Source organism: Sphingomonas sp. HT-1 (assembly GCF_048568905.1).
Taxonomy (GTDB): domain Bacteria; phylum Pseudomonadota; class Alphaproteobacteria; order Sphingomonadales; family Sphingomonadaceae; genus Sphingomonas.
This window is the reverse complement of the sequence record NZ_CP183770.1, coordinates 744752-757484: the sequence shown is the minus strand read 5'-3', so window position 1 is coordinate 757484 and position 12733 is coordinate 744752. Positions and strand designations below refer to the sequence as shown.

13 protein-coding genes are annotated in these 12733 nt (G+C 65.1%); 5 read left to right on the top strand and 8 right to left on the bottom strand.

Annotated features, from left to right (window positions below; genetic code table 11):
* The first annotated feature begins 30 nt into the window (after positions 1-30).
* The 3 genes from ACNFJ7_RS03585 to ACNFJ7_RS03575 all read left to right on the top strand — a co-directional run bounded on the left by ACNFJ7_RS03585 (position 31) and on the right by ACNFJ7_RS03575 (position 2827).
* Positions 31-873: an AAA family ATPase gene (locus tag ACNFJ7_RS03585; RefSeq protein ID WP_019367939.1), complete on the top strand. Its 843-nt coding sequence runs from the start codon at positions 31-33 to the stop codon at positions 871-873.
* Positions 874-950: 77 nt separating this feature from the next.
* Entirely contained in the window at positions 951-2129 is a 1179-nt protein-coding gene (locus ACNFJ7_RS03580) for a vWA domain-containing protein (protein WP_019367940.1), read from the top strand.
* Positions 2126-2827, top strand: coding sequence for an immunity protein Imm33 domain-containing protein (locus ACNFJ7_RS03575; protein ID WP_019367941.1), 702 nt, complete (start codon positions 2126-2128; stop codon positions 2825-2827). Before ACNFJ7_RS03580 ends, ACNFJ7_RS03575 begins: the two co-directional genes overlap by 4 nt.
* Positions 2828-2836: 9 nt before the next feature.
* On the opposite strand, the gene ACNFJ7_RS03570 is transcribed toward ACNFJ7_RS03575, so the two are convergent.
* A complete protein-coding gene (locus ACNFJ7_RS03570) occupies positions 2837-3130 on the bottom strand; it encodes a hypothetical protein (RefSeq protein ID WP_019367942.1) in 294 nt (97 codons plus the stop codon).
* Positions 3131-3508: 378 nt separating this feature from the next.
* On the opposite strand from ACNFJ7_RS03570, the gene ACNFJ7_RS03565 reads away from it, so the two are divergent.
* Positions 3509-5494 (top strand): hypothetical protein, encoded by a 1986-nt coding sequence (locus tag ACNFJ7_RS03565; RefSeq protein WP_160327947.1) that lies wholly within the window; start codon positions 3509-3511, stop codon positions 5492-5494.
* Between the two features lie 284 nt (positions 5495-5778).
* On the top strand, positions 5779-5907 hold the full coding sequence (locus ACNFJ7_RS03560) for a hypothetical protein (protein ID WP_419724235.1): 129 nt from the start codon (positions 5779-5781) through the stop codon (positions 5905-5907).
* Here the strand turns inward: ACNFJ7_RS03560 and ACNFJ7_RS03555 are convergent.
* Genes ACNFJ7_RS03555 through ACNFJ7_RS03525 form a run of 7 tightly spaced genes read right to left on the bottom strand, consistent with a single transcriptional unit; the run spans position 5851 to position 12733 of the window.
* Entirely contained in the window at positions 5851-6261 is a 411-nt protein-coding gene (locus tag ACNFJ7_RS03555) for a hypothetical protein (protein WP_019367944.1), read from the bottom strand. The genes ACNFJ7_RS03560 and ACNFJ7_RS03555 overlap by 57 nt on opposite strands.
* Positions 6262-6295: 34 nt before the next feature.
* Positions 6296-6559: a DUF1467 family protein gene (locus tag ACNFJ7_RS03550; protein WP_019367945.1), complete on the bottom strand. Its 264-nt coding sequence runs from the start codon at positions 6557-6559 to the stop codon at positions 6296-6298.
* A gap of 10 nt (positions 6560-6569) precedes the next feature.
* Complete coding sequence (locus ACNFJ7_RS03545) at positions 6570-8207, bottom strand: ribonuclease J (protein WP_026008843.1); 1638 nt, start codon at positions 8205-8207, stop codon at positions 6570-6572.
* Positions 8208-8990: a type III pantothenate kinase gene (locus ACNFJ7_RS03540; RefSeq protein WP_019367947.1), complete on the bottom strand. Its 783-nt coding sequence runs from the start codon at positions 8988-8990 to the stop codon at positions 8208-8210.
* Between the two features lie 19 nt (positions 8991-9009).
* The gene (locus ACNFJ7_RS03535) at positions 9010-9705 is read right to left on the bottom strand and encodes a biotin--[acetyl-CoA-carboxylase] ligase (RefSeq protein ID WP_019367948.1); all 696 of its coding nucleotides are present in this window, start codon (positions 9703-9705) and stop codon (positions 9010-9012) included.
* 5 nt (positions 9706-9710) lie between these two features.
* The gene (gene nuoN / locus ACNFJ7_RS03530; protein WP_019367949.1) at positions 9711-11168 is read right to left on the bottom strand and encodes an NADH-quinone oxidoreductase subunit NuoN; all 1458 of its coding nucleotides are present in this window, start codon (positions 11166-11168) and stop codon (positions 9711-9713) included.
* On the bottom strand, positions 11168-12733 hold the full coding sequence (locus ACNFJ7_RS03525; protein ID WP_019367950.1) for an NADH-quinone oxidoreductase subunit M: 1566 nt from the start codon (positions 12731-12733) through the stop codon (positions 11168-11170). Before ACNFJ7_RS03525 ends, nuoN begins: the two co-directional genes overlap by 1 nt.

Here is a 12733-nt window from a genome sequence, read left to right as displayed (position 1 = left end):
CCGGCGCAACTTTCTCCCCACTTCGGCACCATGCGCTTCGAAGGCACCCAAAACTATATCGCGACAGCGGACCTCAAGGTCGCCGTCAATGCCGCCGTAACCTTGCGGCGCCCGCTGCTTGTGAAAGGGGAGCCGGGCACCGGCAAGACCGTGCTCGCCTATGAGATCGCCAAGGCGGTGGGCGCGCCGCTGATCGAATGGAACGTCAAGTCCACAACCAAGGCGCAACAGGGGCTTTACGAATATGATGCAGTGGCGCGGCTGCGGGATGGCCAACTCGGCGATCCGCGGGTGCACGAGATCGGCAACTACATTCGCAAGGGGAAGTTGTGGGAAGCATTTACCAGCCCCACTCTTCCCGTGCTGTTGATCGACGAAATTGACAAGGCCGATATCGAGTTCCCGAACGATCTGCTCCAGGAACTCGATCGGATGGAATTCCATGTTTACGAAACGGGCGAAACGGTCCGTGCCGCGGAACGGCCGATCGTCGTCATCACCTCGAACAACGAGAAGGATCTACCCGACGCGTTTCTGCGCCGCTGCTTTTTCCATTACATCAAATTTCCCGAACGCGACACGATGCAGGCGATCATCGACGTGCATTTTCCCGATATCCAGAAACTCGTCGTCGCCCGTGCGCTCGATCTATTCTACGAGATCCGCGACGTGCCAGGTCTGAAAAAGCGGCCGTCCACCAGCGAGCTGCTCGATTGGCTGAAGCTGATCCTGCATGAAGATATGCCGCTGGAGGTTCTGCAGTCCCGCGATCCCGCCAAGGCGATCCCGCCGCTCCATGGCGCGCTGTTGAAGAACGAGCAGGACGTAATGCTGTTCGAGCGCCTCGCCTTCATGGCGCGCCGGCAGAAGTAGGCAGCCCCGCGCCATACCGGGCACCTCCGGCGGTCAACGGAGTGGACGCGGACCGCCCCGCGCTCGTAGAATGTGGCATGTTCCTCGCTTTCCTCGATGAACTGCGCACCGCCGGCATCGCCGCCAGCCTGAAGGAACATCTTCTCCTTCTGGAAGCACTCGATCGTCAGGTCATCGATCCGACCCCCGAAGCCTTTTATTACCTTTCCCGCGCCACCTTTGTGAAAGACGAAGGCCTGCTGGACCGGTTTGACCAGATCTTCGCCAAGGTGTTCAGGGGCGTAGCGGCGAGTGCGCGAGTCTCCCCCATCAAACTGCCGGAGGAATGGCTCCGCGCCGTTGCTGAGAAGTATCTTACGCCCGAGGAGCGCGCGGCAATTGAGTCGCTTGGATCCTGGGAGAGGATCATGGAAACGCTGCGCGAGCGGCTTGCCGAGCAGCATGAGCGACATCAGGGTGGCAGCAAGTGGATCGGCACCGGTGGCACCTCGCCTTTCGGCAACGGCGGGTACAACCCCGAAGGCGTGCGGATCGGCGGCGAGGGTCAGCACCAGCGGGCGGTCAAGGTTTGGGAAGCGAGGGACTTCCGCAACCTTGATTCCAACCGCGAACTCGGCACCCGCAACATCAAGGTAGCGCTGCGCCGCCTGCGCCGTTTCGCGCGCCAAGGCGCCGCCGACGAACTCGATCTCGACGCAACGATCGCCGGCACCGCGCGGCAGGGCTGGCTGGACGTGCGGATGCGGCCGGAACGGCACAATGCCGTGAAACTGCTGCTGTTCCTCGACGTGGGTGGCTCGATGGATCCGTTCGTGAAGCTGTGCGAGGAACTCTTCTCCGCTGCGACAAGCGAATTCAAAAATCTGGAATTCTTCTACTTCCATAATTGTCTCTACGAAGGCGTGTGGAAGGACAATCGCCGGCGCTATACTGAGTGCATCGCCACCTTGGATATCCTGCGCAAGTTCGGGCCCGACTATAAAGTGCTGTTCGTCGGCGACGCGTCGATGAGCCCATACGAGATCACGCAAGTCGGCGGTTCCGTGGAACACATGAACGAAGAACCTGGTGCTACGTGGTTGCAGCGAGTGGTAGATGCTTACCCAGCAGCCGTTTGGCTAAACGTCTTGCCGGAAGCGCAATGGGCCTATTCGCATTCGGTGGAAATGATCCGCGCATTGATGCGTAACCGAATGTTTCCGCTCACGCTCTCAGGGATCGATGCAGCGATGCGCGAGTTGAGTAAAACGCGATGAACAGATTGCGATCGAAGCTCTCCTGGTGGCGGCGACGGCTTTTCGGCAGCTACCGTATCACCGACCCGCGATCGCTTGCGGAATCGGCCCCTTACACATTCTTCCTCCCTAGCGAGAACGAAGTGCTTGCACTGCGGCGGGGTGACCTGGCGAAACTGATCTTCCAATCGGTGCCCGCCTCCACCGACTATGCGGCCGAACGGATGTGGGTCGTGATCACCCTCGCCGACGGCGATCACTTGATCGGCCAGCTCGACAACGCACCGATCGATATGCCGCAACTGCGCCCCGGCAGTGAAATCCGGTTCCGGCGCGGCGACGTAATCGATCTCCGCTGGGGCGCCGATCGGCCCGTGCGGCCGCCCTCCGCCCCCGCCCGCCGCCACTATGAAGAGCGGTGCCTCGTCGATTCCTGCGTGCTGCGGGACGGCTTGGCCGTGCATTACCTCTATCGCGAGGCGGGCTTGCCGCACGACGAGGGCGAGTCTCCAGATAGCGGCTGGCGCATCCGCGGCGATTTCCGGGCCGAGGCGGACGACGCTGCCATCGATGCACGCCGAACCGAGTGGACCACCATCGGCCATGTGCTGAATGCGGACGATAGCTGGGTCAGTCTTGTCGATGCGCCCGTGGGTTCCGCCTATGTCCGCAACTGGCAGAGCAACCGATTCGAGCCGGAGTCCGCCGCGGCCGACTGATCGCCGGGCTTACAGCCCCTCGACTGCTCGCTCGATGCGCCGCAGCAGCACGCCGTCCTGTGCGCTGCGCCGCACCGCTTCATCCGCGAGTGCCATCAGTTGCACTGCGCCGAAGCTGCCCGCCAAGCTTTGCAGTCGCAGCGCCGCGCCAGCCCACGCCTCCGCGCCTCGTGCGGAGCGCATCATTTCGACAGAGCTGCGTGCGCTGTCGAGGAAAGCCATGCGCAACTCGGCGATCAACGCCGGCTCATCGCCCACCGCAGCTGCCAGAGCCGCATCGATCGCACCGGATTCATATGCCATGCATCGGGCTTACTAGGCGCGGCGTTAACGGTTCCTTTCCGCGCAACTCTTGGTGCCGTGAGCAAAACTGGTAGAGTGATCGGCATGACTGGGGGCAACACCGCCGAATCCGCGCCGATCCAACCCGAAGCTGCCGAGTTAATGGCAGCGACGGAGCTGTATCCCGCGCCTTTATCCGACGCGCTCGGGGCGCCTTCGCCGCATGAGCTCCCTGCCCGATGGCCGGCCATGGTAGCGGTCCTGCTCGGCATTGGTGCTACCCTCTCGCTGGTGTGGGTGGCGCTACCGGCACTGCAGGGCCCCCTCCCCCCTGCAGAACGTGCCCAGCTCCTCGCGGCGCTCTGTGTCCCGGCAGGACTCGTTGCGCTCCTCTATCTAGTGGCATTGCGCACCAGTAGCGCAGAGGCACGTCGCTTCGCTGCCACCGCCGGCGCGATGCGGGCGGAAGCGCATCAGGTCGATAGCATCACCGCTGCCCTATCGGCAAAACTCGCCGAACAGCAGGCGACTTTGGCGGAGCAGGCCTCGCAGCTGACTCGCCTCTCCGATGCCGCAGCCGAAAGGATCGCGTTGGCGGCGGCATCTGCGGCGCAACAGGCGGAGGCGATCGTCGTCAGCGCGGAGCGCCTGTCCGATGCGGCGGGCAGCGCCGAGCAGCGTGTCGCGGTCGTGCTCTCCTCCTTGCCGCGCGCGCGCGAGCAGATGCGCGACCTTGCTGAACGGCTCGACAGCACCGGATTGCAGGCCAGCCAGCACGCAGCCGCGCTCGACGTACAGGTCGCCGCCCTGGCCGAGCGGGGGCGCGAGGCCGATCGCCTCGCCGGCGGCGCCGCCGAATGCCTCGCCGCGCATATTTCTCGCATGGAGGCGTCGACGGACGCAGCCAGCGGCCGATTGGAACAGGTGTCCGAGCAGATGTCTCGCCAGGTGGACGAGGTGCTGGATCGGGCGGCCGTGGCGGTGGATCAGTCTCGTCAGGGTATTGCGGCGCAGGGCGAAGCGATATTGGCGATGTTGGCGACCAACCAGTCCGCGCTGGATCGCGCGGGCGCGGAGAGCATCGCCGCAATGGGCGAGCGAATCCGCGACATTGAAGATGCGATCATTCGGATTTCCGCGCGTCTAAGCGAGGAGCAGCGACGCGGCGATGCGCTGTTCGTGCGCCTTTCCGAGGGCGCGGTGCGGTTTGATCGCGAGATCGAGGTACTCTACGCGGCCGGTATGCAGCGAACCGAGGTGCTGTCGGCTTCACTCGGCACGCTGCACCGTTCAATGGACGCGATGACGGATTCGATGCGTACCGGCGAATCCACCGCACGTCAGGTAATCGCCACCACTGAGACGCTTCTGACGGGCTTGGATGCGGCCACCCGCGAAATGGACGAGACGATGCCCGCTTCGCTGGCTCGCCTGGACGCCCGCATTGTCAAAATGCGGCATAACGTCGCGCAATCGAAGCCGGAGCTGCTCGCACTGGTGACCGCCGCAGAGTCGACCCATGATGCGGTTGAAAGCATTCGCGCCGCCATCGCGCAGCAGGAAAGCGCGCTGGCCGAGGCCCAGGCTGCGCTCCTCGAAACACTGGCCACCGGCGGCGGGCAAGCGGAAAGGCTCCATCGCCTGGTCGAAGAGGCGATCGACAATGCGCGCCACTTCACTGACACGGCAGCACCAGACCTCATCCAGACGCTGATGGGGGTTCGGGACAGTGCCAACAAGGCAGCCGACCGTGCTCGGGAAGCGATCGACGCGATCCTTCCTTCGGTGGAGCGGACCCTGCGAGAGGCGAGCGCGGCCACGGTCGAAAAGGCGGTGGAACGCTCCGTACAGGAACAACTTGAATCCCTCACGCATGCTGCCACCGCAACGATGGCCGAAGCAGACCGAGCCGCGACAACGCTGCGTGAGCAGCTGGCTGCACTCGAACAGGCAACCACCGAAGCGCAAGCACGGATCAACGAAGCCGAGCGCATGCGCGAAAGCTCAGAGGCCGAGGGCTTTGCTCATCGCATGACCCTGTTGATCGAAGCGCTGAACGCGACCTCGATCGATCTCGCTAAGGCATTCTCGGCGGACGTTCCCGATGCCGACTGGGCTGCGTACCTCAAGGGCGATCGCGGCGTATTCACGCGCCGCGCGGTTCGCCTGCTGGCTCCGCACGAGGCGCGTGAGCTTTATCGCATTTATGAGCAAGACGCCGGCTTCCGGGAGCACGTGAACCGTTACGTGCACGATTTCGAAGCGATGCTCCGCCAGATGCTAGCACTGCGTGAAGGCAACCCGCTGGCCGTAACCCTGCTCTCGTCGGATGCAGGTAAGCTTTATGTCGCTCTGGCGCAGGCGATCGAACGCCTTCGCACCTGAGCGGAATCTTGGTCTGATGACCGAGCGCGATTGCTAAGGCGGACCTTTAAGGCAATGGACGGAGCCCGCCCCCTGCCGGTTTTGAATTGCGAGACCACCATGCGAAGGCTCGAACGAAAATCTGCGTCATAACCAGTACGGCGCGCGGCATCGGTCACGCCAGTTGCGAACGATTCTAGGCGGAAGGCGCCGACATTGTCCTTACTGATCGCGCCGTCGCCAAGGGCAAGGCCGCCGCGGCGGCGCTCAATCGCCGCTTCGGAACGGTGGAGGAAGTCGCCGCAATGCTGGCAGCGGATGAGGCAAGCTATATCACTGGCGCCGAATTCACGATCGACGGCGGGCTGCTCGCAGGCTCAGCCACCGCGCCTGGCTGTGTCCTTCAGCACTCCATCGTCGAGATACGGATCTAAGGCCGCGGCTTCCGCCTCGATCTGGCGGCGCATGGCCGATCGAATTACCGCCGAGGCCGCGCAATAGCCGGCCCAATCGGCAACGATCCGGCGCAGCGTCCAGTTCACGATGTGCGCGCTGGAGGCCGCCCGGTTTACCGGCGCTATCGCTGCAAGCGCCTGGACCGCCGCGTCCTCCGCGTCGACGCTCTCGCAAAGTACTTGCACCGCCTTGCGCCGGGGGCCGCTCAGCCGTGTCAGCCGATAGCGCAGTGCCGTAACCGCAGCCTCGTCGCAGGCCGGGCGGGGCGTGAGCGCTTCGAGGTCATCAAGGGCGCCCAGAAGGTCGCGGTGCAGAACGGGAAGGTCGGCCATCCCTATTTATAGGCGAAAAATGCCGTTCTTCCGATTAGTTATGCACCCAGTCCAGCATATCCGCTGTCACCCAGCCATAGATATAGTTTAGATAGAAGGCGGTGAAGAGAAGCGTGGCTATAATCGTCGTGCGCGCAACGATGCGCATAGGGCGAAACTCATGCGGCGCACTCGGCGATTGGCCGGGCACCAGCGGTGCCCCCGCTTCCTCGCTGGTACGCACCCCGAAAGGCAGCACGACGAACACCGAAAGCGCCCAGAAGAGCACATAAATCGCGAGCGCCGACTGCCACTTCATGGGGTGGAGGTTACGCCTCGATCAGCAGCACGTCCACTACCGGCTTCTTGCCGGTGAAGCGCACCGCGACGCGACGTACCGCTAGACGCAGCGACTCGCGAAGCTTCTCGCGATCGCGCCAGTCCTTCTTCACCGCCTCGGCGGCGGCATCGGCGGCGGCCTCGATCAGGTCCTCGCGGTCCTCTTCCACCGGCACGCCCTGCACGCGGATCTGGGGGGCGCCGAGCAGCTTGCCCTTGCGATCGATCGCCACCGCGACCGACATCTGGCCGTAGAGCGCGATCCGCCGCCGCTCGCCCATCGTCGCGCCGTCGGCGGGCAGGATCACGTCGCCATCGAGCACGAGGCGACCGACCGTCGCATGGCCGATCTTCTGCGGGCCGTTGGGCGCGAGGCGGATGATCTCGCCATTCTGCTGCTTCACCGCCTTGGGCACGCCCTGCTCCAGCGCGAAGCGCGCCTGCTCGTGCATGTGGCGGATCTCCCCGTGGACCGGCACGATGATCTCCGGCCGGATCCACTTGTACATCTCGGCCAGCTCCGGGCGACCCGGATGCCCCGAGACGTGGACGAAGGCCTGGCGATCGGTGATGATGTCGACGCCCTTGTCGGCGAGCGTGTTCATGATCTTGCCGATCGCGATCTCGTTGCCCGGGATCTGGCGCGAGGAGAACACCACCAGATCGCCCTGGTGGAGCTTGAGCACATGACTGCCCTCGGCGATGCGGTTGAGCGCGGCGCGGGGCTCGCCCTGGCCGCCGGTGGCGACGATCAGCACGCGCGAGGCGGGCAGCGTCATCGCCTTGTCGAAGTCGATCAGATCGGGGAAGTCGCGCAGATAGCCGGTCGCCTTGGCAACGCGGATGATCCGGTCCAGCGAGCGTCCGGCGACGCACAGTTCGCGGCCGGTGTCCCGGGCGACCTCGCCCAAAGTCTGCAGCCGCGCCGCGTTCGAGGCGAAGGTGGTGACGAGCACGCGGCCCTTGGCGCCGGCGACCACTTCGTCCAGGCCCTTGCGCACGTCGGCTTCCGAGCCCGAGGCCTCGGGGTTGAACACGTTGGTCGAGTCGCAGACCAGCGCGAGCACGCCCTTGTCGCCAATCGCGGTCAGTTCCTCGGCAGTCGCCGAACCGCCAAGCGACGGCGCCTCGTCCAGCTTCCAGTCGCCGGTGTGGAACACCTTGCCATAGGGCGTCTCGATCAGCACCGCATTGCCCTCGGGGATCGAGTGGGCGAGCGGCGTATAGGTGACCGTGAACGGACCGATGTCGAACGGCCCCTCTTCCTTGACCACGTTCAATTCGACACGGTCGTCGATGCCTTCCTCGGCCAGCTTGCCGTGGATCAGGCCCGCGGTGAACGGCGTCGCGTAGAGCGGCACGCCGAGATCGGCGGCGAGATAGGGCAGCGCGCCGATATGGTCCTCATGCCCGTGCGTCAGCACGATGCCGAGCAGATCGTCCACCCGGTCCTCGATGAACTGGAGGTCGGGCAGGATCACGTCGATGCCCGGATAGCTGGCATCGCCAAAGGTGATGCCGCAATCGACCATCAGCCATTTGCCGTCGCAGCCATAGAGATTGACGTTCATGCCAATCTCGCCCGAGCCACCAAGGGCGAGGAAGAGCAGTTCGTTTCTTGGAGTCACTTAATTTCCTTGCTGGCTGCGTTCCCACAGCATCGCCAAGCCCTGGATGGTGAGATCGGGCTCGATCGTATCGAACACCGATGTATGCCTTTCGAAGAGAATCGCCAGCCCACCCGTCGCAATAACCTTGAGCGGCCTGCCCACTTCGGCCTTCAGCCGCGCGACCAGCCCCTCGATCATCGCGACATAGCCCCAATAGATGCCGATATGCATCTGATCGACGGTGTTGCGACCAACCACGCTCGCAGTCTCGGGGGCCGAAATCGCGATGCGCGGCAGCTTGGCGGCGGCGGTCACCAGCGCATCGAGCGACAGGTTGATGCCCGGCGCGATGATCCCGCCCTTATAGGCGCCGCGATAATCGACCACGTCGAAGGTGGTCGCGGTGCCGAAATCGATGATGATCAGGTCGCCTTCGTGCCGCGCATGCCCGGCGAGCACGTTGAGCGCGCGATCGGCACCCAGGTTCTGCGGCTCGTCGACATCGAGCGCGAAGCCCCATTCGGCATTGCCCTTGCCGGCGATCACCGCCTCGGTCTTGAAGTATTTGCTGGCGAGTACCTGAAGGTTGTGGAGCGCGCGCGGCACCACCGTGCCGACGATCACGCCGCTGACCGCGCTGCGGTCGAAGCCCTCCAGCGCCAGCAACTGGCTGAGCCACACCGCATATTCGTCGGCGGTGCGGCGCGGATCGGTGGCGATGCGCCAGCGGGCGCGGATCTCGCCGCCGTCCACCAGCGCGAACACGACATTGGTATTGCCGGCGTCGACCGCGAGCAGCATCGCCCTTCCCTCTTCCTCGTTACAGCAGGAACACGTCGCCGGCGTGAATGGCACGGGTCGTTCCATCGGCCAAGCGCAGGATCAGCGCCCCGCTCGAATCCAGCCCGCCGAACAGCCCGTCGAAGCTCGACCCGTCGGCGAGCCGTGCGGTGAGCGCGGTGCCCTCGGGATGCGCCCTGGCAAGCCAGCGCTCGCGCACCGGCCACACCCCCTCGCCCCGCCAGCGTTCCAGCCAGCGGCCGAAGCTTTCGGCGAGCACCTCTGCGAAGATGTCGGGAGCGACGGTCACGCCTTGCGCGGCGAGGCTCGTCGCAGCGCGGTCGAGCCCGTCGGGCGCCGCCGCCAGGTTGACGCCGATGCCGACCGCGATCGCATCCCCTGCCCGTTCGAGCAGGATGCCGGAAAGCTTGGCGCCGCCCACCAGCAGGTCGTTGGGCCATTTGAGCATCGGCGATACGCCGAACGCCCGCACCGCCTCCTCCAGCGCGACGGCCGAGAGCAGCGCCAGCGTCGCCGACGACGGATCGGTCGACCGCACGCGGACCAGCGTCGAAATGTAGAGATTGCCCGCAGGCGAGACCCAGGCACGCCCCTGCCGGCCCTTGCCGGCGGTCTGGCGTTCGGCCCGGAGCCACAGCCCTTCCCCGGCGCCCGTAAGCGCCAGGGAAAGGATGTCGGCATTGGTCGATCCCGTCTCGGCGACGGTCCGGATCACAGGGGTCAGAACAGCGCCTTCGCCGCGACCAGCGACCAGGTGCCGAGCGCACCGAACAGCACCCAGCCGATCGGCGAGATGACGACCGCGCTGATCGCGATCAGCCCGCCTTCGACCAGGTCGGTCTTGCCCGCGAAGGCAGGGGCCGGCTCGTCGAAGTACATCGTCTTGACGATCTTGAGGTAATAGAAGGCACCGATCGTCGAGGCCGCGGCACCCACCGTGGCGAAGGCGATCAGGCCCGAATGCATCGCGGCGATGAACACCCCCAGCTTGGCGAAGAAACCGAGCAGCGGCGGGATACCGGCGAGACTGAACATGAAGATCGCCAGCGCCAGCGCCAGGCCCGGCCGCGTGCGCGACATGCCCGAAAGGCTGGCGATGGTCTCGACCTGCTCGCCCTGCTCGTCGCGCATCTGCAGCACCACCAGGAAGCTGCCGATCGTCATCACGACGTAGATCGCCATGTAGACGAGCACGCTCGCAACGCCTTCCTCGCCGCCGGCGGCAAGGCCGATCAGCGCGAAGCCGACATTGTTGATCGACGAGTACGCAAGCAGGCGCTTGATGTTGGTCTGGCCGATCGCCGCCACCGCACCGAAGATGATCGAGGCAAGCGAGGCGAAGATCACGATCTGGCGCCATTCGAGGATGGCAGGCCCCATCGCGTCGACCGCGACGCGCACCGCCATCGCCACCGCCGCCACCTTCGGCGCCGAAGCGAAGTACGCGGTGACCGGGGTCGGCGCGCCTTCATACACGTCCGGCGTCCACATGTGGAACGGCACCGCCGAGATCTTGAAGGCGAGACCGGCGAATACGAACACCAGGCCGAACAGCAGACCGGTATGCTGGCTGCCGGTCGCACCGGCGCTGTAGGCGTCGGCAATGCCGTCGAACAGCGTCGTACCGGCGAAGCCGTAGACCAGGCTGATGCCGTAGAGCAGGATGCCCGAGGCGAGCGCGCCCAGCACGAAATACTTCAGGCCCGCTTCCGCCGAGCGCGTGTCCCGCCGCATGAAGCTGGCGAGGATGTACGCCGACAGGCTCTGCAGCTCGAGACCGACATAGAGGCTCAGCAGGTCGCCCGCCGAGACCATCATGCCCATGCCCACCGTCGAGAGCAGGATCAGCACCGGATATTCCGGGCGCAGATCCTCGCCCGAGGTGCGCTGGAAGAACTTGGGCGCGACGAGGATCGACACCGCGGCGGCAACAAAGATCACCACCTTGGCGAAGGTCGCGAAGGCATCGGCGCGGTAGAGGCCGCCGAACGCGCTGCCGCCCGTCGAAGACGGACCCGCCAGCGCGATGCCGGCGCCGGCGAGCAGCGCCACCGAGGCCCAGCTCACCAGCTTGGTCGATGCCTGGCCACCCCAGGCGGCGACCAGCATCAGGACGATCGAGCCGGCCGCGAGCAACAGCTCGGGCAGCGTCATGAGGAGTTGCGTGGAATAGGACATCAGTGCGCCCCCTCGTGCGCGGAGGCTTCATGGGCGGGTGCCGCCTGCGGCGAACCCGGCGTGGGCTTGGAGTCGCTGATCGACGCGGTGTGCGCGGCGCTGTCGAGGCGCTGCGTCAGCCGCGCGACATCGGCGCGCATCGGTGCGGTGAAGCTGGTCGGGTACACGCCCATCCACAGCACCACGGCGGCCAGTGCCGCGAGCATCGCGACTTCGCGACCGTCGAGATCCGGCATCGCCTTCACATCGTCCTTGGTCAGGTCGCCCCACACCACCCGACGGAACAGGTAGAGCATATAGGCGGCGCCGAGGATGATGCCGGTGGTGCCGATCAGCGCGGTTGCGGTCGAGACCTGGTACACGCCGGCGAGGCTGAAGAATTCGCCGACGAAGTTGCTGGTGCCCGGCAGGCCGATCGAGGCCATGGTGAACAGCAGGAACAGCACCGCATAGCGCGGCATGTTGATCGCCAGGCCGCCATAGCGGTCGATCTCGCGGGTATGCAGGCGATCATAGATGATGCCGACGCACAGGAAGAGCGCGCCCGAGACCACGCCGTGGCCCAGCATCACCATCATCGCACCGTCGATGCCGTTCGCGTTGAAGGCGAACAGACCCATGGTGACGATCGCCATGTGCGCGACCGACGAATAGGCGATCAGCTTCTTCATGTCGCTCTGCACGAGCGCGACGAGCGAGGTGTAGACCACCGCGACACACGACAAGCCGAAGACGACCCACATGAACTGCACCGACGCGACCGGGAACATCGGCAGCGAGAAGCGCAGGAAGCCATAGCCGCCGAGCTTCAGCAGCACGCCCGCGAGGATGACCGAACCTGCGGTCGGCGCCTGGACGTGCGCGTCGGGAAGCCAGGTGTGGACCGGCCACATCGGCATCTTCACCGCGAACGAGGCGAAGAAGGCGAGCCACAGCCAGGTCTGCCAGCTGGCCGGGAAATCATAGGCCATCAGGTAGGGGATCGACGTCGTGCCGGTGGTCAGCACCATCGCGATCATCGCGATGAGCATCAGCAGCGAGCCGAGCAGCGTGTACAGGAAGAACTTGTACGACGCGTAGATGCGGTTCACGCCGCCCCAGATGCCGATGATCAGGTACATCGGGATCAGGCCGCCTTCGAAGAAGACGTAGAACAGGAACAGGTCCTGCGCGGCGAAGGTGCCGATCATCAGCACTTCGGTCGCGAGGAACGCCGCCATATATTCCGGCACGCGCTTGGTGACCGAGAGCCAGCTGGCCCCGATGCAGATCGGCATCAGGAACAGCGAAAGCTCGATCAGCAGGAAGGCGAAGCCGTCGATGCCGAGCGCCCAGGAGAACTCGACGCCACCCATCTTGAACAGCGTGACATGCTCGACGAACTGCCACTGCGGAGCGCCGTCGCCATATTGGAACTGCGTCCAGAGCCAAGCACCCAGCGCCAGGTTGACGAGCGTCGCTAGGAGCGCCGTCCAGCGGGCGCCCTGGGCACCCACGAACAGGCAGACCACTGCGGCAACCGCGGGCACCGCGAGCAGGACGGAAAGGATCGGAAAGCCGGTCAT

Excerpts from the sequence above, each read along its gene's own strand:
- ACNFJ7_RS03555 (WP_019367944.1), bottom strand. The coding sequence starts at position 6,261 with ATGGCCGACCTTCCCGTTCTGCACCGCGACCTTCTGGGCGCCCTTGAT.
- ACNFJ7_RS03540 (WP_019367947.1), bottom strand. The coding sequence starts at position 8,990 with ATGCTGCTCGCGGTCGACGCCGGCAATACCAATGTCGTGTTCGCGCTG.
- nuoN (WP_019367949.1), bottom strand. The coding sequence starts at position 11,168 with ATGTCCTATTCCACGCAACTCCTCATGACGCTGCCCGAGCTGTTGCTC.
- ACNFJ7_RS03525 (WP_019367950.1), bottom strand. The coding sequence starts at position 12,733 with ATGACCGGCTTTCCGATCCTTTCCGTCCTGCTCGCGGTGCCCGCGGTT.
- ACNFJ7_RS03560 (WP_419724235.1), top strand. The coding sequence starts at position 5,779 with ATGCTGGCAGCGGATGAGGCAAGCTATATCACTGGCGCCGAATTCACG.
- ACNFJ7_RS03580 (WP_019367940.1), top strand. The coding sequence starts at position 951 with ATGTTCCTCGCTTTCCTCGATGAACTGCGCACCGCCGGCATCGCCGCC.
- ACNFJ7_RS03570 (WP_019367942.1), bottom strand. The coding sequence starts at position 3,130 with ATGGCATATGAATCCGGTGCGATCGATGCGGCTCTGGCAGCTGCGGTG.
- ACNFJ7_RS03575 (WP_019367941.1), top strand. The coding sequence starts at position 2,126 with ATGAACAGATTGCGATCGAAGCTCTCCTGGTGGCGGCGACGGCTTTTC.
- ACNFJ7_RS03550 (WP_019367945.1), bottom strand. The coding sequence starts at position 6,559 with ATGAAGTGGCAGTCGGCGCTCGCGATTTATGTGCTCTTCTGGGCGCTT.
- ACNFJ7_RS03585 (WP_019367939.1), top strand. The coding sequence starts at position 31 with ATGCGCTTCGAAGGCACCCAAAACTATATCGCGACAGCGGACCTCAAG.